Annotated in this window: 21 protein-coding genes; 12 read left to right on the forward strand and 9 right to left on the reverse strand. The window is 44.6% G+C overall.

The features are described from left to right. Positions 1-16: 16 nt before the first annotated feature. The 7 genes from sfsA to panC all read left to right on the forward strand — a co-directional run bounded on the left by sfsA (position 17) and on the right by panC (position 6,174). The gene (sfsA, locus tag OQJ75_RS01525; RefSeq protein ID WP_265970593.1) at positions 17-760 is read left to right on the forward strand and encodes a DNA/RNA nuclease SfsA; all 744 of its coding nucleotides are present in this window, start codon (positions 17-19) and stop codon (positions 758-760) included. Between the two features lie 135 nt (positions 761-895). Continuing rightward, on the forward strand, positions 896-1,342 hold the full coding sequence (gene dksA, locus OQJ75_RS01530; RefSeq protein ID WP_004738189.1) for an RNA polymerase-binding protein DksA: 447 nt from the start codon (positions 896-898) through the stop codon (positions 1,340-1,342). Between the two features lie 219 nt (positions 1,343-1,561). Then, a complete protein-coding gene (gluQRS, locus tag OQJ75_RS01535; protein WP_265970594.1) occupies positions 1,562-2,425 on the forward strand; it encodes a tRNA glutamyl-Q(34) synthetase GluQRS in 864 nt (287 codons plus the stop codon). Positions 2,426-2,620: 195 nt separating this feature from the next. Beyond that, on the forward strand, positions 2,621-3,976 hold the full coding sequence (gene pcnB / locus OQJ75_RS01540) for a polynucleotide adenylyltransferase PcnB (RefSeq protein WP_016787820.1): 1,356 nt from the start codon (positions 2,621-2,623) through the stop codon (positions 3,974-3,976). Next, entirely contained in the window at positions 3,973-4,458 is a 486-nt protein-coding gene (folK, locus tag OQJ75_RS01545; RefSeq protein ID WP_265970595.1) for a 2-amino-4-hydroxy-6-hydroxymethyldihydropteridine diphosphokinase, read from the forward strand. The genes pcnB and folK overlap by 4 nt, the downstream gene beginning before the upstream one ends. Before the next feature lie 22 nt (positions 4,459-4,480). After that, entirely contained in the window at positions 4,481-5,275 is a 795-nt protein-coding gene (gene panB, locus OQJ75_RS01550) for a 3-methyl-2-oxobutanoate hydroxymethyltransferase (RefSeq protein ID WP_017059433.1), read from the forward strand. A gap of 8 nt (positions 5,276-5,283) precedes the next feature. Further along, positions 5,284-6,174: a pantoate--beta-alanine ligase gene (gene panC, locus OQJ75_RS01555; RefSeq protein ID WP_265970596.1), complete on the forward strand. Its 891-nt coding sequence runs from the start codon at positions 5,284-5,286 to the stop codon at positions 6,172-6,174. Positions 6,175-6,280: 106 nt separating this feature from the next. On the opposite strand, the gene OQJ75_RS01560 is transcribed toward panC, so the two are convergent. The 3 genes from OQJ75_RS01560 to OQJ75_RS01570 form a co-directional block, all read right to left on the reverse strand. After that, on the reverse strand, positions 6,281-7,051 hold the full coding sequence (locus tag OQJ75_RS01560; RefSeq protein WP_176680421.1) for an ABC transporter permease: 771 nt from the start codon (positions 7,049-7,051) through the stop codon (positions 6,281-6,283). Position 7,052: 1 nt separating this feature from the next. After that, a complete protein-coding gene (locus OQJ75_RS01565) occupies positions 7,053-7,970 on the reverse strand; it encodes an ABC transporter ATP-binding protein (protein ID WP_265970597.1) in 918 nt (305 codons plus the stop codon). A gap of 336 nt (positions 7,971-8,306) precedes the next feature. After that, the gene (locus OQJ75_RS01570) at positions 8,307-9,938 is read right to left on the reverse strand and encodes a SulP family inorganic anion transporter (RefSeq protein ID WP_265970614.1); all 1,632 of its coding nucleotides are present in this window, start codon (positions 9,936-9,938) and stop codon (positions 8,307-8,309) included. A 286-nt stretch (positions 9,939-10,224) separates the two neighbouring features. On the opposite strand from OQJ75_RS01570, the gene can reads away from it, so the two are divergent. Then, the gene (can, locus tag OQJ75_RS01575) at positions 10,225-10,893 is read left to right on the forward strand and encodes a carbonate dehydratase (RefSeq protein ID WP_248397756.1); all 669 of its coding nucleotides are present in this window, start codon (positions 10,225-10,227) and stop codon (positions 10,891-10,893) included. Between the two features lie 74 nt (positions 10,894-10,967). Here the strand turns inward: can and hpt are convergent, their stop codons facing one another. Then, positions 10,968-11,498, reverse strand: a complete 531-nt coding sequence (hpt, locus tag OQJ75_RS01580; RefSeq protein WP_016784912.1) for a hypoxanthine phosphoribosyltransferase — start codon at positions 11,496-11,498, stop codon at positions 10,968-10,970. Between the two features lie 337 nt (positions 11,499-11,835). On the opposite strand from hpt, the gene OQJ75_RS01585 reads away from it, so the two are divergent. Further along, entirely contained in the window at positions 11,836-12,441 is a 606-nt protein-coding gene (locus OQJ75_RS01585; RefSeq protein ID WP_019824386.1) for a LuxR/HapR/OpaR family quorum-sensing transcriptional regulator, read from the forward strand. 358 nt (positions 12,442-12,799) lie between these two features. Here OQJ75_RS01585 and lpdA read toward each other — a convergent pair whose 3' ends face one another. The 5 genes from lpdA to ampD form a co-directional block, all read right to left on the reverse strand. Continuing rightward, entirely contained in the window at positions 12,800-14,227 is a 1,428-nt protein-coding gene (gene lpdA, locus OQJ75_RS01590) for a dihydrolipoyl dehydrogenase (RefSeq protein WP_004735450.1), read from the reverse strand. Positions 14,228-14,469: 242 nt separating this feature from the next. After that, on the reverse strand, positions 14,470-16,362 hold the full coding sequence (gene aceF / locus OQJ75_RS01595; protein WP_265970598.1) for a pyruvate dehydrogenase complex dihydrolipoyllysine-residue acetyltransferase: 1,893 nt from the start codon (positions 16,360-16,362) through the stop codon (positions 14,470-14,472). Positions 16,363-16,388: 26 nt separating this feature from the next. Further along, positions 16,389-19,052, reverse strand: a complete 2,664-nt coding sequence (gene aceE, locus OQJ75_RS01600) for a pyruvate dehydrogenase (acetyl-transferring), homodimeric type (protein WP_265970599.1) — start codon at positions 19,050-19,052, stop codon at positions 16,389-16,391. 62 nt (positions 19,053-19,114) lie between these two features. Next, positions 19,115-19,876, reverse strand: a complete 762-nt coding sequence (gene pdhR / locus OQJ75_RS01605) for a pyruvate dehydrogenase complex transcriptional repressor PdhR (protein WP_016768209.1) — start codon at positions 19,874-19,876, stop codon at positions 19,115-19,117. A gap of 483 nt (positions 19,877-20,359) precedes the next feature. Next, positions 20,360-20,959, reverse strand: coding sequence for a 1,6-anhydro-N-acetylmuramyl-L-alanine amidase AmpD (gene ampD, locus OQJ75_RS01610; RefSeq protein ID WP_265970600.1), 600 nt, complete (start codon positions 20,957-20,959; stop codon positions 20,360-20,362). An 83-nt stretch (positions 20,960-21,042) separates the two neighbouring features. Between ampD and nadC the strand changes: the two genes are divergently transcribed. The 3 genes from nadC (at position 21,043) to pilB (ending at position 24,361) form a co-directional block, all read left to right on the forward strand. Further along, positions 21,043-21,933, forward strand: a complete 891-nt coding sequence (nadC, locus tag OQJ75_RS01615; RefSeq protein ID WP_265970601.1) for a carboxylating nicotinate-nucleotide diphosphorylase — start codon at positions 21,043-21,045, stop codon at positions 21,931-21,933. A 254-nt stretch (positions 21,934-22,187) separates the two neighbouring features. Next, on the forward strand, positions 22,188-22,676 hold the full coding sequence (locus tag OQJ75_RS01620; protein ID WP_265970602.1) for a pilin: 489 nt from the start codon (positions 22,188-22,190) through the stop codon (positions 22,674-22,676). After that, positions 22,676-24,361, forward strand: coding sequence for a type IV-A pilus assembly ATPase PilB (pilB, locus tag OQJ75_RS01625; RefSeq protein ID WP_265970603.1), 1,686 nt, complete (start codon positions 22,676-22,678; stop codon positions 24,359-24,361). Before OQJ75_RS01620 ends, pilB begins: the two co-directional genes overlap by 1 nt. The last annotated feature ends 2 nt before the right edge of the window (positions 24,362-24,363 follow it).

Raw genomic sequence — 24,363 nt, forward strand, 5'->3', positions numbered from 1 at the left:
TGTCTAAATAAGTAATATGCACTTCAATCCTCCATTAGAGTCAGCGACTCTTATTAAACGCTATAAACGCTTTCTCACTGACATCCAACTTCCTGACGGCAGCGAGCGTACTATTCACTGCGCTAACACTGGAGCGATGACAGGATGTGCGACTCCTGGCAATACGGTGTGGTACTCAACATCAGATAACGCAAAAAGAAAATACCCAAACAGCTGGGAGATCTCAGAAACAGACAAAGGTCACCGTATTTGTGTAAATACTGCGCGAGCAAACCAGCTTGCAGTGGAAGCAATTGAAAATGGGACTATAGTTGAACTCTTAGGATACAACGCGTTACGGACTGAAGTTAAGTATGGCAGTGAGAATAGTCGAATTGATATTCTGCTTGAAGATAACGAAAAGCCACCTTGTTATATTGAAGTAAAAAGCGTCACTTTGCTCGACGAGCAACAAACGTCAACTAAACAAGAAACGTCTACGAAGGGACAAGGTTTTTTCCCTGATGCAGTGACAACCAGAGGCCAAAAACATCTGCGTGAACTCACAGAAATGGTCGAATCTGGAAATAGAGCCGTACTTTTATTCACTGTTTTGCATTCAGGCATTGAAAAAGTGTCCGCGGCACACCATATAGACGCCAAATATTCGTTATTACTAAAACAAGCACAAGACGCTGGAGTTGAAGTGCTTTGCTATAAAGCAGAGCTCAGCAGTACTCAAATACAACTAAAACAAGCTGTTGAATTTATCAATAGCTAAGCAAAGATGCTGAACTAATCACATTGATTGCAAGTTTTAGTAAGAGTATTTGCCACCATTCGTTCTTTCTGCTATAGATACCCGCCTTAAAATTAGCTGCTTTGCAGTTGACTAGGTGTAAATAGGAGATGCTGTATGCCAGAATCTAAGAAAAAAGCGCTAGGCATCCTAGCCATCGCAGGTGTTGAACCGTACCAAGAGAAGCCAGGTGAAGAGTACATGTCACCTGAGCAAACGGAACATTTTACAAAAATTTTAGCAGCTTGGCGCAACCAGCTCAGGGAAGAAGTTGATCGTACTGTGCACCACATGCAGGACGAAGCAGCGAATTTCCCAGACCCAGTTGACCGTGCTTCTCAAGAAGAAGAATTCAGCCTAGAGTTACGTAACCGTGACCGTGAGCGTCGTCTTATCAAAAAAATTGAGAAGACATTAGACAAGATCGAAGAAGACGATTTCGGCTTCTGTGATTCTTGCGGTATCGAGATTGGCATTCGTCGCCTTGAAGCTCGTCCAACTGCTGATCTTTGTATTGACTGTAAAACACTTGCAGAGATCAAAGAGAAACAGATGCAAGGTTAATTCTTGCAGATGTAAAGAAAGGGAGCCTTGGCTCCCTTTTTTGTTTGTTATCCAAGCGAAGTATTTCACACGCTTGATAGTAAATAGCAGCTTTAAGCCTTGGTTCTATAAATCAAACCTTGTTTATAGAGATTGAAGCTTAGTTCTACGCATTAAAGCTCTTGTTAAACGTCTTAAGAATCGGCTACTGCGGTACCATTTAGATTAGGTTGTTCACTCATGAATTATATCGGGCGCTTTGCACCATCACCGTCAGGTCCTCTTCATTTTGGCTCACTTGTTGCTGCTCTTGGTAGCTACTTTCAAGCGAAATCTAACCAAGGAAAATGGTTAGTTCGTATGGAAGACCTAGATCCACCAAGAGAAATGGCCGGCGCTGCAGACCTCATTCTTAAGACACTTGAGGCTTATCACCTATTTTGGGATGGCGCAGTCGTTTATCAAAGTCAGCGTCATGACTTTTATCAGGCACAAATCGACCAATGGGTCGCGGACAGCCAAGCTTATTACTGCCAATGCACCCGCAAACAGATAAAGTCCTTAGGAGGATTTTATACTGGCCGTTGTCGACATGCCGGTTTGATTGATTCCGGCGAACAAGCCGTGCGCTTGTGCATGGACTTTCCAGTCGAGTCTTTTGACGATGTTCGTCACGGCAAGATTGAAATCCCTAAAGCGTTGGCTGAAGAAGATTTCATCATAAAGCGCAGAGATGGCTTATTCGCTTACAACTTGGCTGTCGTGCTCGATGATATCGACCAAGGCATCACAGAGGTTGTGCGAGGAGCTGATTTGATTGAGCCGACAGGCCGTCAAATTAGTTTGTATAAAACACTCAAACAAAAAACAGTCAGTTACTTGCACTTACCATTGGCAACCGATGGCTTGGGTAATAAACTGTCAAAACAAAATCATGCAACTGCGATAGATCTCGCCAATCCGAAACCGACGCTAATTAACGCGATGCGATTCTTAGGTTTTGATATCACCGAAGCCCTTTTGAGTGCTTCAATTGACGAGATTTTATTGTGGGGCTGCCTGCAATGGAACGTCAATCAGTTACCTGATAGTTTACAAAAATAGCACTGTAATTAGCTCGAAAATCACGGCAAATAGCAAAAACGACACATAAAAATGCCATAACCAACCACAGTGGTTAAGCAGACGATGTTCTCAAATGGCTCGCGCTAAGCTATTATTAGCCGCAATTAAACTCTGCACTACCACTTTGGACTAAGAGAAAAACAAAGTTGGCGATACCTACTTTGTTCTAAACTAATGAATACAAACGACAATACCCCAAGCGAACAACGCGGATTCCACGAATTAGCACTGAATATTTATACTCGTCAAGAGCACAATATTTCACGCAAGCAGATCAGTGACAACGCACTAAAAGTGTTATATCGCCTGAATGGTGCGGGTTTTGACGCGTTTTTAGTCGGTGGTGGTGTACGCGATATCTTATTAGGCTCTCAGCCAAAAGATTTTGATATTGCGACCAACGCAACGCCAGAACAAATCAAACACCTATTTAGAAACTGTCGCCTTATTGGTCGCCGTTTTCGATTAGCACATATCATGTTTGGCCGAGACATCATTGAAGTAGCGACTTTCCGTGGCCACCATCAGGAACCATCGAAAAACGTTTCTGCCCAATCGGAAGAAGGCATGTTGCTACGCGATAACGTATACGGCAATGTTGATGAAGATGCAGAACGTCGTGACTTCACTATTAATGCGATGTACTACAACATTGCAGACTACAGCATCCACGATTACGCTGGTGGCGTAGAAGATTTAGAAGATAAACTAATACGCCTGATTGGCGATCCAGAAACGCGTTACCGCGAAGACCCAGTACGTATGCTACGTGCAATGCGCTTCGCCGCTAAACTGGATTTCGACATCGAAGAAGATACTGCCGACCCTATCGAAGAGCTTGCACACCTGCTAAAAGATATCCCAGCAGCACGCCTTTACGAAGAGTCTCTGAAGTTACTGCAATCAGGCCACGGTTTAGAAACCTACCACTTGATGCGCGAGTACAACCTGTTCCAACAGATGTTCCCATCAATAGCTGAGCACTTTACAGAGAGTTACGATTCTCACACAGAACAGATGCTTGATTTGGTCCTCGATTCAACAGACCTTCGTATTGAAGATGGTAAGCGAGTCAACCCAGCATTTATGTTTGCTGCGATTCTTTGGTACCCAATGAACAAGCTCGCTGACAAACTTGTCGCTGAGCAAGGTATGGCTCATTACGATGCGATCATGGAAGCAAGCAATATCATCCTTGATCAGCAAGTAAAATCGATTGCGATTCCTCGTCGTCACACTGCAACTATTCGTGAAGTTTGGCAACTGCAACTGCGACTGCCTCGCCGCAATGGTAAACGTGCCGTTCGCTTAATGGAGCTCAACAAGTTCCGTGCAGGCTACGATTTCCTAGAAATGCGTGGTGAGATTGAAGGTGGCGAAACCAAAGAGTTAGCAAAATGGTGGGAGCGTTATCAGACTGCTGGTCGCAACATGCGCCAAGCAATGGCTAACGACGTTGCAGCACCATCAAAGTCAGGCCATCGTCGCCGTAAGACTTACCGAAACAAAAAGAGTAAGCAATCCGAATGATAACGGCTTACATTGCGGTCGGCAGCAACCTTGCCGACCCAGTTAGCCAAGCAAATTTGGCTATCGAAACGCTAAAAAGCCTACCGCGATCAACGTTTATTGCGACCTCTCAGCTATATAGTAGCACTCCAATGGGACCGCAAAATCAACCCGACTACATTAACGCGGTAGTCGCTGTCCAAACCGAATTAACGCCAATTGAACTACTTGATTGCACTCAAAAGATCGAACTAGAGCAAGGGCGCGTCCGTAAAGACGAACGTTGGGGGCCAAGAACCTTGGATCTCGACATTGTGTTATACGGCAATGAGGTGATCGATTCAGAGCGCTTAATCGTTCCTCATTATGGAATGAAAGAACGAGAGTTTGTACTCTATCCGCTTGCTGAAATCGCACCAAGTTTACAACTCCCTGATGGGACTGAGCTGACAGAACTACTGAAAACAGTAGATAAAAACGGGCTCAATGTTTGGCAACAATAGCCAAGCGCATTAAGGAAAACCAATGAAAAAAGTAACCATTAACGACCTGATCAAATGCAAACGTGAAGGCCGTAAATTCGCGACGTCGACAGCTTACGATGCGAGCTTTGCTCAGTTATTCGAAAGCCAAGAAATGCCAGTGCTGCTTGTCGGTGATTCACTGGGTATGGTTTTGCAAGGCCATAACGACACATTACCAGTAACCGTTGAAGACATTGCTTACCATACTCGCTCAGTACGTGCTGGTAGCCCAAACTGTCTTCTTATGGCTGACATGCCTTTCATGAGCTACGCGACTCCAGAGCAAGCTTGTGAGAGTGCTGCGACTTTAATGCGTGCTGGTGCGAACATGGTAAAAATCGAAGGCGGAAGCTGGTTGGTTGATACTGTGAAGATGCTAACAGAACGTGCAGTACCAGTATGTGCACACTTAGGCTTAACGCCTCAGTCTGTGAACATTTTTGGTGGTTACAAGATTCAAGGTCGTGACGACGAGCAAGCAGACAAAATGGTTGCTGACGCGTTAGCACTGCAAAACGCAGGCGCTCAAATCGTTCTACTTGAATGTGTGCCAGCTTCATTGGCAAAACGAATTACAGAAGCTTGTGACGTACCGGTTATCGGTATCGGTGCAGGTAATGTTACCGATGGTCAGATCTTGGTTATGCATGACATGTTCGGTATTTCTGCGAACTACATGCCGAAGTTCTCTAAGAACTTCCTAGCAGAAACAGGTGATATGCGTAAGGCAGTAGCTCTATACAAAGAAGAAGTAGAGAGCGCGCGCTTCCCTGATGAAGCTCATACAATCGCTTAGGAGTAAGTATGCAAACTTTTGCTGAAATAGCGGCTCTTCGTGAGCAGATTAAACAGTTTAAGCGTGATGGACGTACGGTTGCTTTTGTACCGACAATGGGAAACCTGCATGAAGGCCACCTGACTCTGGTAAAGAAAGCTCGTGAACTGGCCGACATCGTTGTGGTAAGCATCTTTGTAAACCCAATGCAGTTTGACCGTGCTGACGACCTAAACAACTACCCTCGAACGTTAGAAGCAGATTTAAGCAAACTAACAGGCGAAGGTGTTGAGTTAGTATTTACACCAGCACCAGAGGTGATGTACCCAGATGGATTAGACAAACAGACATTTGTTGAGGTGCCTGGCATATCTCACATGCTTGAAGGTGCCTCACGTCCAGGTCACTTCCGCGGTGTATCAACCATTGTCACTAAACTGTTTAATATCGTTCAGCCAGACTTTGCATGCTTCGGCGAGAAAGACTTCCAGCAACTTGCTGTTATTCGCCAGATGACCACTGACTTAGCGTTAGACATTGAAGTTGTCGGCGTTGCGACCGTTCGTGAAATGGATGGTTTGGCAATGAGCTCTCGCAATAGCAACCTAACGATTGACGAGCGCCAACGAGCGCCCGTTCTAGCGCGTACTATGCGCTGGATCAGCAGCGCTATTCGTGGTGGCCGCGATGATTACTCATCAGTGATTGAAGATGCTACTGACCAGCTACGTGCTGCAGATCTTCAGCCTGACGAGATCTTCATTTGTGATGCTAAAACTCTGCAAGCGATCACTTCAGAATCAACTCAAGCTGTGATTCTAATGTCGGCTTTCCTAGGTAAGACCCGTCTTATCGATAACCAAGTTCTCGATTTGGTAACGGAAACCAAAGAAGAAGTGAAAGAAGAAGCGACTGAATAGTCGGCTTCTGCTCTTAACGCAAAACAAAAACACCAAACGCAAAACATAAAAAAGGTCGATGTTATATCGACCTTTTTCTTTACCTGTTACTTAGATTAACCAAAGGTTAGCTGCGTAAGCCGATACCCTTTGTCACTAGGTAGTGTGCAATACCATACAACAGCACGATAAACACGCCTAGTACGCCAAATGACGTCACGATACCCACATCTGACACACCCAAGAAGCCATATCTGAACGCGTTTACCATGTACACGATAGGGTTCAGCTTCGATATACCTTGCCAAAACTCAGGCAATAAACTGATCGAGTAGAACACACCGCCAAGATAAGTCAGTGGCGTTAAGATAAAGGTAGGGATAATCGAGATGTCATCAAACGTGCGAGCAAACACCGCGTTAATCAGACCACCTAGTGAGAACACGACTGAAGTTAGGAATACCGTCGCAATGATCACGCCCCAATGATCGACTTGTAGGTCAACAAAGAACAGTGATACGAAGGTTACGATAGTACCCACTAACAAACCACGCACCACGCCGCCCATCACGAAGCCAGCGATAATCACATAGTTAGGTACTGGTGCTACGAGTAGCTCTTCAATGTTCTTTTGGAACTTTGCACTAAAGAACGACGATGCCACATTCGAATATGAGTTGGTGATCACCGACATCATGATCAAACCAGGAACAATGTATTCCATGTAGCTAAAGCCGTTCATTTCACCAATACGCGCACCAATTAGGTTACCGAAAATGATGAAGTAAAGTGTCATAGTAATCGCTGGCGGCACTAGAGTTTGCACCCAGATACGCGTAAAGCGATTGATCTCTTTAGTTAATAAACTACAGAAAGCTGTCCAATATAGGCTGTACATATTATTTACTCCCCTCACGGACAATACTCACGAATAGCTCTTCTAGACGGTTTGCTTTGTTACGCATAGAGAGGACTTTCACCTGTTGATCGCTCAACTGAGCGAAGATGGTATTCAAGCCGAGGTTCTTGTCGATTTCAATTTCTAGCGAGCCATTGACCATAACTTGGCTATTCACGCCTTCTAGCTTAGGTTCCGTCGCACCCTCTTCAAGATCCAGAATAAAGGTTTCGGCACTCAACTTACCTAGCAACGCTTTCATGGTTGTGTTCTCAATCAGCTCGCCACGATTAATAATACCGATATTGCGACACAGCATTTCCGCTTCTTCTAGGTAGTGCGTGGTCAAGATAATGGTAATGCCTTGCTTCTCGTTGATCTCTTTCAGGAATTCCCACATAGAACGACGCAGCTCAATATCAACACCCGCTGTTGGTTCATCAAGGATCAGCAAATGAGGTTCATGCATCAGTGCACGAGCAATCATCAAACGACGCTTCATACCACCAGACAAGTTACGCGCACGTTCGCCACGCTTTTCCCACAAATCGAGTTGAGATAAGTACTTTTTCGCGCGTTCTTTAGCAAGAGCTTTCGGCACGCCGTAGTAACCCGCTTGTTGCAGCACAATCTGCTCAACGGTTTCGAAAGGGTTAAAGTTAAATTCTTGTGGTACTAAGCCTAAGTTCTGTTTCGCCAACTCCAGATCGGTATCAATGTCGTAACCGAACACCTTAACCTTGCCGGATGTTTTGTTAACCAGAGAAGAAATAACGCCAATGGTCGTAGATTTACCCGCACCATTTGGACCAAGAAGCGCGTAAAAGTCGCCTTTTTTTACTTGTAAACTAACGCCCTTAAGAGCCTCGAAGCCCCCAGCATAAGTTTTTCTTAATTGCTCAATTTCTAATGCATACATAGAGATAGACTGCCATTTGCTATAGATAAGATGTAGACGACCGAGCTTGAGGAAGAGAGTAATGCTTAAAACGAGCTAGCAGAAAACTAACCCAAACTTGTTTACTCGGCCATTTTGCAAACAAGTTTATCGTTGATTGACGATTAATACAAATATCGTGTGAGAGTTTCTTTCGAAAAAAATAAGCATGCTGGCTACGTGAAGGCCAAATCAACGTTCAATAAATATAAAAAATGCCGCTAAGTTATTCACTTAACGGCATTAATGATCAACCTTGAAGTGAGCGTCCAAAGCTTATTCATATCAGCTCATTCATGTCATCTTATTACAGAATAATTAAACTGACTCAAATTGATGTTCATCTCTGTCGACATAGCTTGTTGCTGCCGTCAGGGCTTCATATCTGAATCGATAAGTGTTGGATTTAGGCACTAGGTCAATCACGTGGAACTTCTCTAGTTGCTGACGAGTATTCTCATTAGGACACAGCAGGTACACCTCACACTGCGCATCCAATGCATCTTTAATCGCATTCTCTAGCGCAAGGCCAACAGTGACATCAATCATAGGTACATCTGTCAGGTCTAGAATCATCGCTTCATAGTCAGAGATACTTGAGTGCTGGCGTGAAATCGCCTTTGAAACACTGAAAATCATCGGGCCAGAAAGATAGAAGAACAACACCTTGCCATTGGCACTATCGAGTAACTGACGTTCGCTATCGGTCAATGGGATATCGTCTTCATCATCACCATCACTGATCGCCTTAACTTGTCTGGCTTGCTCTCGGCTCAATCTTTCAATAATCAGAATATTCGAGATAAACACGCCCAGTCCAACCGCAATAATCAAGTCAACAAATACAGTCAGTAACATGACACCGTACATCACGCCCATGCCCGCATAGCTGACCTTATGCGCACGCTGGATAAAACTCCAATCTAGGATATTGAAACCAACATACATCGCGATACCAGCCAGCACTGCCATTGGAATCGGCTCTGTTAAGCCACCCGCAACCAATACCACTAGCGCAAGTACTAAAGCTCGAATAACACCTGAAAGCGGAGAACGCGCTCCCACCTGAATATTAGTCACAGTACCCATAGTGGCACCCGCGCCAGGTAGCGCACCAAACAGGCCAGAGATCATATTGGCAATGCCTTGGCCACGAAGCTCTTTGTCTGAGTCATGTTCTTTACGAGTCAGTGAATCTCCGATAACCGCGGTAAGAAGCGTATCAATGCAGCCAAGCGTACCAAGCACCAAGGCATCAATAACCATAGTCGTGAACTGTTCTGCGCTGATGGTAGGAATAACAAGAGAAGGCAAACCAGCAGGGATTTCTCCGATACGGCGAATAGAATCGGTATCAAAAATAATAACGGACAAGAGTGTCACAGCAACCAAAGCGACCAGTTGAGCAGGCACATACTTACGATATTTGGCTGGAAAACCGAAAAGAATACCGAGCGTCAATGCTCCTAAAAACAGCTCGCTGATTTTAAGATTAGCCAATGTATCTGGAAGCGCAGAGAGCGTGCCCATCACCCCACCAGAGGGGGCGGCATGTCCTAATAAAGGGGACAGCTGCAAAATAATTAGAATAACGCCGATACCCGACATAAATCCGGAGATCACGCTATATGGCATCAAAGTAACGTACTTTCCGAGCTTTAATGTCCCAAGTAATATCTGAAATGCCCCCGCCATCATCACAACGGTAAAGGTCATTGCCATGCCAGTTTCAGGATATTTAGCGACCATGCTGGTGATCACCGCCGTCATGATCACCGTCATGGGTCCGGTAGGCTCTGATATCAAACTGCTGGAACCGCCAAATAAAGCTGCAAATAGGCCAACCATGATGGCGCCCCATAAGCCTGCTTCCGCACCCGCGCCAGAAGCAACACCAAATGCCAATGCTAAAGGTAATGAGATGATGGCTGTAGTGACACCACCGAACATGTCCCCTTTGAGATTGATATCCGTAAAACGACTTCCAAACAAAACACACCTTCCTGATGATGAAATGACAAACCTTATCACTTTAACAAATGTATCAAGTGTTCAGAAAGTGTTAATTCAATCACATTATTCATGTCTTATAACCGGATCATAGCTTCTATGCTAAGTTAATGATTTTAACGACGAGTACACGTCAGATGAGTACTATTTGACACAGTTTTTACGAGATTGAATTTGTAACATTGTGTATAGTTGAGATTCTTAATTAAGGGATGTAAGACGCAAAATGCCAGAGATTAAACAGCTTTTTGAAAACAACTCTAAATGGTCAGAAGAAATTCGCTCTCAACGACCTGAGTATTTTACAACGCTTGAAGAGGGTCAAAGCCCTGGTTTTCTATGGATTGGCTGCTCAGATAGCCGTGTTCCGGCGGAGCGTCTCACTGGTTTGTACTCTGGCGAACTGTTTGTTCACCGAAATGTGGCAAACCAAGTGGTTCATACCGACCTAAACTGCCTCTCAGTGGTACAGTACGCCGTCGATGTACTCAAAGTTAAACACATCATTGTCTGTGGTCACTATGGCTGTGGTGGTGTTAACGCGGCGATTGATAACCCTAAACTTGGTCTTATCAACAACTGGTTACTTCACATCCGTGATAATTACCTAAAATACCGTAAGCAAATCGAAGGGCTTCCTCGTGAGCAATGGGGTGACAAGTTGTGCGAAATTAACGTCGCAGAACAGGTTTATAACCTAGGTAACTCAACCATTATGCAAAATGCGTGGGAGCGCGGCCAAGAAGTTGAAATCCACGGTGTGGTTTATGGTATTGCCGATGGCAAACTGCAGGACCTTGGCGTACGTTGCTCAAGTAACGATACCTTAGAGAACAGTCACTTAGATGCATTAAATAAGATCTTAACGACGCCTCTTCTTAGTCAACAAAGCTAACCCTTTCCGTAATAAATACAAAAAGCCCGCATCAAGCGGGCTTTTTAATGATTTCTAAACCACAAGCGTAATAATTACTCTTGAGGTACTACCTTGCCGATGTACGGTAGGTGACGATATTTTTGTGCGTAGTCGATACCTACGCCAACAACGAACTCGTCTGGGATTTCAAAACCAATCCATTTTGTATCTACAATCACTTCACGGCGAGAAGGCTTATCTAGCAGTGTACAAATTTCGATAGACTTAGGGCCGCGTAGACTCAGAATCTCTTTCACTTTAGTCAGCGTGTTACCTGTATCGATAATATCTTCTACAAGTAGAACATCTTTACCTTGGATATCATCATCAAGGTCTTTCAAAATACGAACATCACGTGAGCTTTCCATGCCGTTGCCGTAGCTAGACGCGGTCATGAAATCAACTTGGTGAGTTAAATCGATAGCACGAGCAAGATCCGCCATAAAGACAAAAGATCCACGCAATAAGCCAACTAAAACTAGATCTTCACTACCTTTGTAGTGTTCCGTGATCTGTTTGCCTAGTTCGTTCACTCGATCCTGAACTTCTTGCTCAGAGATCATGACTTCAACTGTATGCTTCATACTGCTCTCATTCTATTTGGTGATTGCGACGAATGTTGACAGTTTCGTCAGTTGTGTCGCTCAATTTTGTGCGTAAGTCTAGCACTGCTCAAATACCCACACCACCTTATGGTTCGAATTTACTGTCAGATTCTCAACGAAATGTGCGCTGGTGCCTTATCCAATACTCGTCTCCTTTCACATCAATGCTGATCACGCTTCATGTATCAAGTTTGATTTAACTGTCTATAAAACAAGCGGAAAGGATTGACCATTCGCATATGCACCATTACACTCATCTTGGCTTAAATAATAATAAAATCATTAATATAAAAATTTCGTTGGCAAGGAAAATAAAATGGACTCAATATCTAAGAGACCTAGAACTAGGCTTTCACCTTTAAAAAGAAAACTTCAATTGATGGAAATCGCTCTTGAGGTATTCTCTCGCCGCGGCATTGGTCGTGGTGGACACGCTGATATTGCAGACATCGCTCAGGTGTCTGTCGCAACAGTATTTAACTACTTCCCTACCCGTGAAGATCTGGTTGATGAAGTGCTTAATCACGTGGTTCGCCAATTCTCTAACTTCCTTTCGGACAATATCGATCTGGATATTCACGCAAAACAAAACCTACATAATATTGCGACTGAAATGGTGACGTTAGTGGCTCAAGATAGCCATTGGTTAAATGTGTGGTTCGAATGGAGCGCTTCGACTCGTGATGAAGTATGGCCGCTGTTCGTAACAACGAACCGCACTAACCAAATGTTAGTACAAAACATGTTTAGCAAAGCGATTGAACGCGGAGAAGTTTGTGACGATCACGATCCTAAACATCTAGCGAACCTATTCCACGGCATTTGCTACTCGCTATTCATCCAAGCGAAACGTGTAGAAACGCCTGAAGAGCTTTCAAGCTTAACGGATAGCTACCTAAATATGCTGTGCATTTATAAGTAGATTCGAGATTCGAGATTCGAGATTCGAGATTCGAGATTCGAGATTCGAGTAAAATGATTTAAGGGTTGGCCTAATGGGTCAGCCCTTTTTTGTCGAGTGAAGTCGCTCTTCGTATCCCGAGCACAGAGTACTCGCATCTCGAAGTGAAATGTTTCTGCTCTTTTCTTCAGGCATATAAAAGCCGCTGACGAATCAGCGGCTTTTATAATCTAGATATACTCAAAATAATTGGAGTTGCAGCTAGGCGACCCTTTCTTTGTTAAGTAACTAAAGTTCAGCCCTATGAGCATAGATTTACTATGTGATTAGGGTGAACTTACGCAGTTAACAACGCTGCGGCTTCAAGTATGAAGAGTATTTACTTTTTCTTTTTCACTGCTTTCTTATTTGGAAGGTCAGTGATTGAACCTTCGAATACTTCCGCAGCAAGACCAACAGACTCGTGTAAAGTTGGGTGAGCGTGGATAGTAAGAGCGATATCTTCTGCGTCACAACCCATTTCGATTGCTAGGCCGATTTCGCCAAGAAGTTCACCACCGTTAGTACCAACAACAGCACCACCGATTACGCGATGAGTATCTTTATCGAAGATCATCTTAGTCATACCGTCGGCACAGTCAGAAGCGATTGCACGACCAGAAGCAGCCCAAGGGAAAGTAGCAACTTCGTAGTTTAGGCCTTCCGCTTTCGCTTCTTTCTCAGTCTTACCTACCCAAGCAACTTCTGGCTCAGTGTACGCAATTGATGGGATTACTTTAGGATCGAAGTAGTGCTTCTTACCAGAGATAACTTCAGCAGCTACGTGACCTTCATGCACACCTTTGTGAGCAAGCATTGGTTGACCAACAACGTCACCGATCGCATGGATGTGAGGAACGTTAGTACGCATTTGCTTATCAACATTGATGAAGCCACGCTCATCAACTTCGATACCCGCTTTTTCAGCGTCGATAAGTGCACCGTTTGGAACACGACCGATAGCAACAAGAACAGCATCGTAGCGCTCAGCTTCAGCTGGTGCTTTTTTGCCTTCCATTGAAACGTAGATACCGTCTTCTTTCGCTTCAACAGCCGTCACTTTAGTTTCAAGCATTAGCTTGAACTTGTTCTTGATGCGTTTAGTGAAGACTTTAACGATGTCTTTATCCGCAGCTGGGATAACTTGATCGAACATCTCAACAACTTCAACTTTAGAACCTAGAGAGTGGTAAACCGTACCCATCTCAAGACCGATGATACCGCCGCCCATGATAAGCAGTTTTTCTGGTACTTCGTTTAGTTCTAGTGCATCCGTAGAATCCCAAATACGTGGGTCTTCATGTGGGATGAAAGGAAGTTTGATTGGGCGAGAACCCGCTGCAATGATTGCATTATCAAAGTTAATTGTTGTCGTTTCTTCGCCAACAACTTCGATGCTGTTAGGACCAGTAAACTTACCGAAACCGTTAACAACAGTAACGTTACGCATCTTAGCCATACCGCCAAGACCGCCAGTCAGTTGATCAACTACTTTGTCTTTCCAGATACGAACTTTGTTGATATCCGTTTGTGGCTCGCCGAATACAACGCCGTGCTCTGCCATCGCTTTTGCTTCTTCAATTACTTTAGATACGTGAAGAAGTGCTTTTGATGGAATACAACCAACGTTTAGACATACACCACCAAGAGTGCTGTAACGTTCAACTAGTACTGTTTCTAGACCTAAATCCGCACAACGGAATGCCGCTGAGTAACCAGCAGGGCCTGAACCAAGTACAACAACTTGGGCTTTAATTTCTTTGCTCATTGTGACCTCTTGTAGTCATTATCCCTAACAGGCTGAGTAGATATTCTTAAAATTATTGGGCTTTCAAACAGGAAACATTTTACAGAGATGTTAACAGTGTGAAAGTAGCTTTAAGTTAGCCTGTGAGCTAGACAACAATTCCCCATCAGATTATGAGAAATGCAGGAAACTGTTCTCTAAAAATAGTCTTTATATAAAGAATTAAGGTGACCCGAAAGTCACCTTAATAATTACTTTCTCAATTACAGTACTAGACGACGAATGTCAGATAGTGCGCTGTTTAAGAAAGTAATGAAGCGTGCACCTTCTGCACCATCGATCACACGGTGATCGTATGATAGAGACAGTGGAAGCTGTAGACGTGGTTGGAACTCTTTACCATTCCAAACTGGCTTAATCTCAGACTTAGATACACCTAGGATACCTACTTCTGGAGCATTTACGATTGGAGTAAATGCAGTACCGCCAATACCACCAAGGCTAGAGATTGTGAAACAACCGCCTTGCATGTCTGCCGCTGTTAGCTTACCAGAACGTGCTTTCTTAGAAACAGCCATTAGCTCTTCAGATAGCTCGTAAATGCCTTTCTTATTCACGTCTTTGAAAACAGGAACAACTAGACCGTTTGGTGTATCAACAGCGATACCCACGTTTACGTACTTCTTAAGAATGATGCTTTCGCCATCGTCAGAAAGAGAAGAGTTAAACGCTGGGAATGCTTCTAGTGCTTTCGCAACAGCTTTCATGATGAACACAAGTGGAGTGATCTTCATGCCAGTGTCTTTCTTCGCTTCGATTGCGTTCTGTTCTTTACGGAATGCTTCTAGCTCAGTGATGTCTGCATTGTCCCACTGTGTAACGTGAGGGATCATTACCCAGTTACGGTGCAGGTTAGCGCCAGAGATCTTCTTAATCTTAGAAAGCTTCTGAACTTCAGTTTCGCCGAACTTGCTGAAGTCAACTTTTGGCCATGGTAGTAGACCAAGAGCAGAACCGTCGCCGCCTTTGCCAGATGCCGCTGCACCAGACTCAAGACGCTTAAGTGCATCTTTAACGTAAGACTGAACGTCTTCTTTAAGGATACGGCTCTTACGACCAGTACCTTTAACCTTAGAAAGGTTAACGCCAAATTCACGAGCTAGGCGACGAACAACAGGAGAAGCGTGCGCGTAGTCACCGTTCTCTTGGAAGTCGCCAGCTGCTGCAGGTGCTTCTGCTTTAGGAGCAGGTGCTGCCGCTGGAGCTGCTGCTTGTGCTGGTGCTGCAACAGGAGCAGGTGCTGCGCCTTCCACAACGAAAGTCATGATTAGAGAGCCAGTTGACACTGTGTCGCCAGCTGCAATCTTGATTTCTTTTACTGTACCAGCGAATGGTGCAGGAACTTCCATTGAAGCTTTGTCGCCTTCAACAGTAATTAGAGATTGCTCTTCTTCTACTGTATCGCCAACCGCTACCATGATTTCAGTAACTTCTACTTCGTCACCACCGATATCAGGAACGTTTACTTCTTTTTCAGCTGATGCTGCTGGAGCCGCTGCAACTGGTGCCGCCGCTGGAGCAGGAGCTGCTGCAACTGGAGCGCCAGAGCCCGCTACTTCAAATACCATTACTAGAGAACCAGTCGATACTGAATCACCAGAAGCGATCTTGATTTCTTTAACGATACCAGCGAATGGTGCAGGAACTTCCATTGAAGCCTTGTCACCTTCAACAGTAAGAAGAGATTGCTCTTCTTCTACTGCGTCACCGATAGCAACCATGATTTCAGTTACTTCAACTTCATCACCGCCGATGTCAGGAACGTGAACTTCTTTCAGTTCGTTCGCAACAGAAGGGGCTGCAGGAGCAGCTGCAACTGGTGCCGCCGCTTCAACTGCTGGCGCAGTCGGTGCTGCTGCAGCACCTTCCGATTCGAAGATCATGATAAGAGAACCAGTAGAAACAGAATCACCTTCTGAAATCTTGATTTCTTTAACGATACCCGCTTGAGACGCAGGAACTTCCATTGAAGCTTTGTCGCCTTCAACAGTGATCAGTGACTGCTCTTCTTCAACCTTGTCGCCAACGTTTACAAGAATCTCAGTTACTTCAACCTCGTCAGCACCGATGTCTGGTACATTAATTTCGATTGTCATTGTATTTACCTACCTTAATGCCAGTCTTATGCGTATTGCGGGTTAGTTTTTTCAGTGTCGATATCGAACTTAGCAATTGCTTGTGCAACTACAGACTTATCAATATCACCACGTTTAGCCAGTTCAGTTAGAGCTGCAACTACGATGTAGCCAGCGTTAACTTCGAAGTGACGACGTAGGTTTTCACGGCTGTCTGAGCGACCGAAACCGTCAGTACCAAGTACTTTGTAAGACTCAGAAGGCATGAATGCACGTACTTGCTCAGCGTAGTTCTTCATGTAATCCGTTACTGCGATTGCAGGCTCGTTACCAAGAACAGTTGTGATGTACGGTACTTTCTCTTCAGCTTCTGGGTGAAGCATGTTGTCACGCTCTACCGCTTGGCCGTCACGAGTCAGTTCGTTGAACGACGTTACAGAGAATACGTCAGATGCTACGCCGTACTCTTCGCTCAGGATTTGAGCGGCTTTACGCGCTTCGTTCATGATAGTGCCAGAGCTCATTAGCTGAACTTTAGACTTAGTACCAGAGTAAGACTCAAGCTTGTAGATACCCTTACGAATGCCTTCTTCAGCGCCTTCAGGCATTGCTGGCATTGCGTAGTTCTCGTTCATTACTGTTAGGTAGTAGTAAACGTTCTCTTGGTTCTCACCGTACATGCGACGGATACCGTCTTGCATGATAACCGCTAGCTCGTAAGCAAACGTTGGGTCGTAAGAGATACAGTTAGGTACTGTGTTCGCCATGATGTGCGAGTGGCCATCTTCGTGCTGTAGACCTTCGCCGTTTAGCGTTGTACGGCCTGCAGTTGCACCAAGTAGGAAACCACGAGCTTGTTGGTCACCTGCTAACCAAGCCATGTCACCAATACGTTGGAAACCGAACATTGAGTAGTAGATGTAGAACGGGATCATCGGTAGATCGTTTGTGCTGTATGACGTTGCAGCTGCAACCCATGAAGCCATAGAACCTAGTTCGTTGATACCTTCTTGAAGAACTTGACCAGAAGTCGCTTCTTTGTAGTAAGAAACGATGCCTTTATCTTCAGGCGTGTAGTCTTGACCGTGTGGGTTGTAGATACCAATCTGACGGAATAGACCTTCCATACCGAATGTACGAGCTTCATCACAGATGATAGGAACGATGTTCTTACCAATGTTCTTATCTTTAAGAAGAATGTTTAGCGTACGTACATAAGCCATAGTTGTAGAGATATCACGCTTCTGTTCACCCAGTAGAGGAGCGAACGCGTCTAGCTCAGGAACTTTGAACTCTTGAGTGAATTTTGGCAGACGCTGAGGTGTGTAACCGTGTAGAGCGTTACGACGAGCGTGCATGTATTCGTATTCAGCAGAACCTTCTTCCAGTTTTAGGTATGGAAGTTCAGCGATTTTCTCATCTGAAAGGATGTCTTCTAGGCCTAGGCGATCACGTAGATGTTGAACATGAGTCATGTCCATTTTCTTAACACCGTGTGCAATGTTCTTACCTTCAGCTGCATCACCCATGCCGTAACCTTTTACAGTTTTAGCTAGGATTACAGTTGGCTTACCGTTTGTCTCTTTTGCATTGTTGAATGCAGCAAACAGTTTAGAAGAATCGTGACCACCACGCTTAAGTGCGAAGATTTCGTCGTCAGTCATGTCTGCAACTAGTGCAGCTGTTTCTGGGTACTTACCAAAGAAGTGCTCACGAACGTATGCGCCATCTTTAGATTTGAATGTCTGGTAATCACCATCGATAGTTTCGTTCATCAGTTGAAGAAGCTTACCAGTCGTGTCTTTAGCCAGTAGAGAATCCCAGTTGCTACCCCAGATAACTTTAACAACGTTCCAACCTGCGCCTTTGAATAGGCCTTCAAGTTCTTGAATGATGCTACCGTTACCCATTACAGGGCCGTCTAGACGCTGTAGGTTACAGTTGATTAGGAAACATAGGTTGTCTAGCTTCTCACGCGCAGCGAAAGAGATAGCACCACGTGATTCTGGCTCATCCATCTCACCGTCACCTAGGAACGCGTATACGCGTTGCGCTGAAGTTTCTTTCAGGCCACGGCCGTCAAGGTACTTAAGGAAGCGCGCTTGGTAGATCGCAGAGATAGGACCTAGACCCATAGATACTGTCGGGAACTGCCAGAACTCAGGCATCAGTTTCGGGTGCGGGTAAGAAGGGATACCTTTACCATCCACTTCTTGACGGAAGTTATCTAGCTGCTCTTCAGTTAGACGACCCTCAACGAATGCACGAGAGTAGATACCTGGAGAGATGTGACCTTGATAATAAACTAGATCGCCACCGTCAGTCTCGTTTGGAGCACGGAAGAAGTGGTTGAAACATACTTCGTAGAACGCTGCTGCTGACTGGTAAGAAGCCATATGACCACCAAGGTCTAGGTCTTTCTTAGAAGCACGCAATACGATCATGATTGCGTTCCAGCGAATAATCGAACGAATACGACGCTCAAGAGTTACGTCACCAGGGTAAGCTGGCTCTTGTGCTGCTGGAATTGTGTTGATGTAGTTTGTGTTGATGCCTGTAGCCATATCAACACCATCTAAACGCGCTTTATCTAGAACTTGTTCTAGTAAAAACTGTGCACGTTCTACACCTTCTTCACGTACTACTGACTCAAGAGCTTCTAACCAATCTTGAGTTTCCAGAGCATCAACGTCATGCTTCATGTCAGACATGGCGATCTATCCTTTTTGTTAGTTGGATTCTACTAAACACGTAAAAAGCCGAAGTATTACGGCTATTTACCCTGTTGAATTCGACGTAGAGAACGTTCGCGACGCGACTCTTCCTTCGTCAAATCCAGCAATGTTTCTTCGATGTAAGCTAAATGAGAATGTGACATTTCACGTGCCTGTTCTGGCTGTCCTGAAACGATCGCATCCACAATGTTAGCTCGATGTATACTCACTTTCTCCACAACGTCTTTACGACGATGCAACAGCTTTAAATTCTCTAAGACGTTTTGTTCGAGTAACGGAGCCAAACTACGAACAATGTGCAATAACACCACATTGTGTGCAGCCTCTGTTAAAGCAATAAGAAAAGCCATCACTGCTGCAGATTCGGCTTCAATATCACCCTTATCTTGCGCACCATGAATCTTTTCTTGGCATGCTTGAATTCGAGCAAAGTCTTCATCAGTACCACGCAATGCTGCAAAGTAAGCCGAAATCCCTTCCATCGCATGACGCGATTCCAACAAGTCTAGTTGGGTTTCAGAATGGGATGACAACAAATTAAGCAAAGGATCTGAAAAGCTTTTCCAGATATTTTCGCTCACAAACGTACCTCCGCCTTGACGGCGAGTAAGCAAGCGTTTTGCTTCTAAACGTTGTATCGCTTCTCGGATTGAAGGACGAGACACATCGAACTGTTTCGCCAGTTCGCGCTCAGGCGGCAGCTGCTGCCCTGGAGCCAGTGTTCCTTCCACTATCAACCTTTCTAACTCTTGTTCGATAACGTCCGAGAGTTTTGGCTGACGAATCCTTTGATAAGCCATAGTTTGTTATTCTTCTTTTTCTTCGCTGACAATTGGTATTACCAATTTTAAGTTGGGCAGAAATTAACATAATTAAAACGCCACTGTCCAGCGTAAAATTGACCTGCATCATAGAATGCAGCGTGAATTAACCACGATTTAACAAATGAAATTTAAAACAGCAACCAAATTGGTCTTACCATTTACAGAGGTAATACTTTTGGGGAGGATTCGTGCTAGAAAGTTTCAGGATAAAAATGAATTGTTTCAGAAAGATTAGTCAAACTAGGTCAAAAATCGAACCGAGCGCACATTAGAGACAGAAATTCTGTTCATAAGTTTTAATAAACATGTGTTTGATAAGCTCGTCACACTCTCAATTTATTGATGCTCTTCTCTCCACCACTTTATTTACATAGCAACAACAAAAATTCACAAGTCATTATGCTAGGCGTTGACTAATCAACACCCAACAGCGGTAAGGCCATTATCAAAAACTGAGGCTTAGGCTTTGAGCTTTCCTTTAAATTTCTGCCAATCAAACACCAAGCCAGGGTCAGTTTTACGTAGAGGCGCTATATATTGATGGCCAGTGATGCGTTGTTCTGTGATCTCTGAAAAATTCGACATTAGAGTATCAGTCAGCTGCGACAAGGATTGATACTGCTGCTCGGTATAAGCCACAAAGTCACTGCCCTCAAGTTCAATACCAATAGAGTAATCATTACACCTTTCACGCCCAGCAAAACTCGACTGGCCAGCGTGCCAAGCTCGGTCTAAGAACGAAACAAACTGCACCACTTCACCATCACGACGAATCAAACAATGTGCAGACACGCCCATTTGGTGAATCACCTGAAAAAACGGGTGTTCAGCGGGGTTCAATTTCCCAGTAAAAAATTGTTCAATATACGGGCCTCCAAACTCACCGGGAGGCAAACTAATATTGTGAACCACCAGCAAAGAAATATCATCGACACTAGGCCTAGCATCAAAATACGGGGAAGGAACATGCCGAGCGTTGTCATACCATCCGTTGGAGCTGATCGTCATCTTAATCTCACTTTCTTTTCCGCTAACACAATAGATTGTGACTTTGCCCATAGAGCCGTCGTGCTAGCCTCTTTAATTTGAAGTTAAGCAAGAGTATCATTCCATTCCCACTCCCTTTCAAGATTAGATTTGCGATGAAAAACACACATAACAGCCACCAACGCCTTGACTACTTAAAAGAGCAACTGCCTCTAGAGATCACTCGTGCAGTCGCTGAGACTATCCGAGAAGATCTAGGCGGAACACTCGATCCAGAGGCTGATATCACGGCAAGTCTAATCCCAGCAAACGCAATCAACAGCGCGACCATCATTACCCGTGAGCACGGCGTGTTCTGTGGTAAAGCTTGGGCTGATGAAGTGTTTAAGCAATTGGGCGGTGAAGTAACGATCGAGTGGAATGTAGAAGATGGCGACAAGGTTGAACCAAACCAAACGCTTTGCATGCTAACTGGCCCAGCACGCGCGCTGTTAACGGGTGAGCGTAATGCAATGAACTTCATTCAAACGCTTTCTGGCTGCGCGACGACGACGGCAACCTACGCAGATAAAATCAAGCACACAGAATGCCGCCTGTTAGATACGCGTAAAACCATCCCAGGCCTACGCAGCGCTTTAAAATACGCAGTCGCTTGTGGTGGCGGTTTCAATCATCGTATTGGTGTATTCGATGCTTACCTAATCAAAGAAAACCACATCATCGCTTGTGGTGGCATTGAGAAAGCTATCTCTACGGCAAAAGAGCTTAATCCAGGTAAACCTGTTGAAGTAGAAACTGAGAGCCTAGAAGAGCTAGAGCAAGCGATCAGCGCTGGCGCAGACATCATAATGCTAGACAACTTCACCACAGACATGATGCGTGAAGCCGTTAAAATTAACGCTGGCCGTGCGGCACTAGAGAACTCAGGCAATGTAACTTTAGACACTATTGCAGAGTTCGCTGAAACGGGTGTTGATTACATCTCGGTAGGCGCACTCACTAAGCACCTAAAAGCAATGGATTTATCTATGAGATTCAAAGCTTAATTTATTGAAATATAAATAGCTTATCTTTAAAGGCACGGTTAAATACCGTGCTTTTTTATTGCTTAAATTATCAGTATTTCAATCACTTATTTAAGTCGATCGCATAATTTTGCGCGCCATATGAAACATCACACTAATAAATACCAAACCACTCGCGACCACACCTGAATCTCATTCCACTTCCCCATTCCGACTTCTATTCTTTCAATCAACCAGTGCCTGCACTGAAATAAACTAAACAATGGAATAGAACAATGAATAACAAAAGTAAAAGAACAAATCAGAAAGGCTTTACGCTGATTGAATTGATGATTGTGGTTGCGATTATTGGGATCTTATCAGCATTTGCTGTACCTGCTTATCAAAACTATACAAACAAAACGCATGCATCTGAAATGCTAAATGCTTCATCCGCAATAAAAACAGGCGTAAGTGTTTGTTTATTAAGTGGTAACACAGCATGTTCTTCAGGCGGTAATGGAGTTCCAGCCTCTCAAACATTCGATAAATCTGCGAACGATAAATTTGCTGTCGCCTCTACTGTTACAGTGACAGCAGCAGCAACAAGCTCTGCAGCAGCCACAATTACAGGAACAATTACAGCAACAGTTGACGCAACAAAAGGGAAAGCTGGTCTTAAAAAATCTGGAACCTTAACAATAACACCTAAGTTAACTACACATGGCGTGACTTGGATCGTTGCTTGTGACTTAGGCTCGACTGATTACTGTCCAAACACATAATGCTAACCAACCTCCCAACCGTTCTCCGTCAGGCTGGCTTACTTAGCCTGACTCAGGAACAAGCTGTTGCGGAACATGTGGAAGCTTCAGGTATATCTACACCTGAAGCTTTACTCGCTCTGGATTTCTTCAGCGGCGATTCCTTAGCAAACAACATTAAAACCATCTTCGGCTTACCGTTAGTACGATTAGTCAATACTGACTACGAATCCCTGTGTGAACAATTAGGACTTCGTGAACTGATTACTAAGTATCGTGCTATCCCGATTTCAGTTTCTAGCTCAACTCTCACACTCGCTTCTGCCGACCCTACGGATTTACAGGCTGAAGATGACTTCCGCTTTGCGACAGGATTGCAAGTTGAATTGGTTGTCGCAAACTACTCTGAATTAGAAGGTGCGATACGCAAGCTGTATGGCCGCTCTATTTCCGGGCAAGATTCTAAGCGTAAAGAGATAACCCAAGATGAGCTAGCTAACCTCGTGAAGGTATCTGACGACGAAATAACGTCGATTGAAGATCTCAGCCAAGATGACTCTCCTGTGAGTCGCTTTATCAATCAGATCCTGGTTGATGCGGTACGTAAAGGCGCATCGGACATCCACTTCGAACCTTATGAAGAAAATTTCCGTGTGCGCCTGCGTTGTGATGGCATATTGGTTGAAATCCAACAACCCGCCTCTCATTTAAGCCGTCGTCTGTCAGCTCGCTTAAAGATCCTCGCTAAACTCGATATTGCCGAACGTCGCTTGCCTCAAGATGGCCGTATCAAACTGCGTTTAAATGACGAACTGGCAATTGATATGCGCGTATCAACGCTGCCTACCTTATGGGGCGAGAAGATCGTACTGCGATTGCTTGATAGCAGTGCGGCCAATCTCGATATCGACAAGCTCGGTTACAGCGAGGCTCAAAAAGCCCTCTACCTCAATGCACTAAAGCGCCCGCAAGGGATGATCTTAATGACCGGGCCAACCGGCAGCGGTAAAACGGTTTCTCTTTATACTGGACTTCGAGTACTCAACACCTCTGAACGCAACATCTCAACAGCTGAAGACCCAGTAGAAATTAACCTGTGTGGTATCAATCAGGTACAAGTGACGCCTAAGATTGGCTTTGGTTTCGCCGAGGCACTACGATCGTTTTTACGACAAGACCCAGACATCGTGATGGTTGGAGAAATCCGAGATTTAGAAACCGCCGAAATCGCGATCAAAGCCTCCCAAACCGGGCATTTAGTTCTTTCAACACTGCACACTAACTCAGCCGCAGAAACCGTGACTCGGCTTGCTCATATGGGAATAGAGCCCTTCAACCTTGCTTCGTCATTGAGCCTAATCATAGCCCAACGACTGGCAAGACGCTTGTGCAACCATTGCAAAGAAACAGACGACTCGCCGGACATATTTCTGCGTCACTCGATTCCTAACAGCCAAATAATCTACAAAGCTAACTCTCAAGGGTGTAATGAATGTAACCAAGGTTACTCAGGTCGAGTGGGTATCTATGAAATGATGCCGTTTACCGACAAGCTAAAAACTAGCCTTATCAATAAACCCAATGCGCTAGCGATTGAAGATCTCGCACGTCGAGAAGGCATGAGAACTTTACAAGAGTCAGGGCTAGATAAACTGCTTGAAGGCACCACCAGTTATCAAGAGCTACAACGTGTTCTATACCTATAATT

Origin of the sequence: Vibrio sp. 14G-20 (genome assembly GCF_026241515.1) — a bacterium.
Lineage (GTDB): Bacteria > Pseudomonadota > Gammaproteobacteria > Enterobacterales > Vibrionaceae > Vibrio.

Excerpts from the sequence above, each read along its gene's own strand:
- OQJ75_RS01570 (WP_265970614.1), bottom strand. The coding sequence starts at position 9,938 with ATGTTCGGTGGTGTCACTACAGCCATCATCTCATTACCTTTAGCATTG.
- can (WP_248397756.1), top strand. The coding sequence starts at position 10,225 with ATGCCAGAGATTAAACAGCTTTTTGAAAACAACTCTAAATGGTCAGAA.
- aceE (WP_265970599.1), bottom strand. The coding sequence starts at position 19,052 with ATGTCTGACATGAAGCATGACGTTGATGCTCTGGAAACTCAAGATTGG.
- dksA (WP_004738189.1), top strand. The coding sequence starts at position 896 with ATGCCAGAATCTAAGAAAAAAGCGCTAGGCATCCTAGCCATCGCAGGT.
- nadC (WP_265970601.1), top strand. The coding sequence starts at position 21,043 with ATGAAAAACACACATAACAGCCACCAACGCCTTGACTACTTAAAAGAG.
- folK (WP_265970595.1), top strand. The coding sequence starts at position 3,973 with ATGATAACGGCTTACATTGCGGTCGGCAGCAACCTTGCCGACCCAGTT.
- panC (WP_265970596.1), top strand. The coding sequence starts at position 5,284 with ATGCAAACTTTTGCTGAAATAGCGGCTCTTCGTGAGCAGATTAAACAG.
- pilB (WP_265970603.1), top strand. The coding sequence starts at position 22,676 with ATGCTAACCAACCTCCCAACCGTTCTCCGTCAGGCTGGCTTACTTAGC.
- lpdA (WP_004735450.1), bottom strand. The coding sequence starts at position 14,227 with ATGAGCAAAGAAATTAAAGCCCAAGTTGTTGTACTTGGTTCAGGCCCT.
- hpt (WP_016784912.1), bottom strand. The coding sequence starts at position 11,498 with ATGAAGCATACAGTTGAAGTCATGATCTCTGAGCAAGAAGTTCAGGAT.
- pcnB (WP_016787820.1), top strand. The coding sequence starts at position 2,621 with ATGAATACAAACGACAATACCCCAAGCGAACAACGCGGATTCCACGAA.
- ampD (WP_265970600.1), bottom strand. The coding sequence starts at position 20,959 with ATGGGCAAAGTCACAATCTATTGTGTTAGCGGAAAAGAAAGTGAGATT.
- gluQRS (WP_265970594.1), top strand. The coding sequence starts at position 1,562 with ATGAATTATATCGGGCGCTTTGCACCATCACCGTCAGGTCCTCTTCAT.
- OQJ75_RS01565 (WP_265970597.1), bottom strand. The coding sequence starts at position 7,970 with ATGTATGCATTAGAAATTGAGCAATTAAGAAAAACTTATGCTGGGGGC.
- panB (WP_017059433.1), top strand. The coding sequence starts at position 4,481 with ATGAAAAAAGTAACCATTAACGACCTGATCAAATGCAAACGTGAAGGC.
- sfsA (WP_265970593.1), top strand. The coding sequence starts at position 17 with ATGCACTTCAATCCTCCATTAGAGTCAGCGACTCTTATTAAACGCTAT.
- OQJ75_RS01560 (WP_176680421.1), bottom strand. The coding sequence starts at position 7,051 with ATGTACAGCCTATATTGGACAGCTTTCTGTAGTTTATTAACTAAAGAG.
- OQJ75_RS01620 (WP_265970602.1), top strand. The coding sequence starts at position 22,188 with ATGAATAACAAAAGTAAAAGAACAAATCAGAAAGGCTTTACGCTGATT.
- pdhR (WP_016768209.1), bottom strand. The coding sequence starts at position 19,876 with ATGGCTTATCAAAGGATTCGTCAGCCAAAACTCTCGGACGTTATCGAA.
- OQJ75_RS01585 (WP_019824386.1), top strand. The coding sequence starts at position 11,836 with ATGGACTCAATATCTAAGAGACCTAGAACTAGGCTTTCACCTTTAAAA.
- aceF (WP_265970598.1), bottom strand. The coding sequence starts at position 16,362 with ATGACAATCGAAATTAATGTACCAGACATCGGTGCTGACGAGGTTGAA.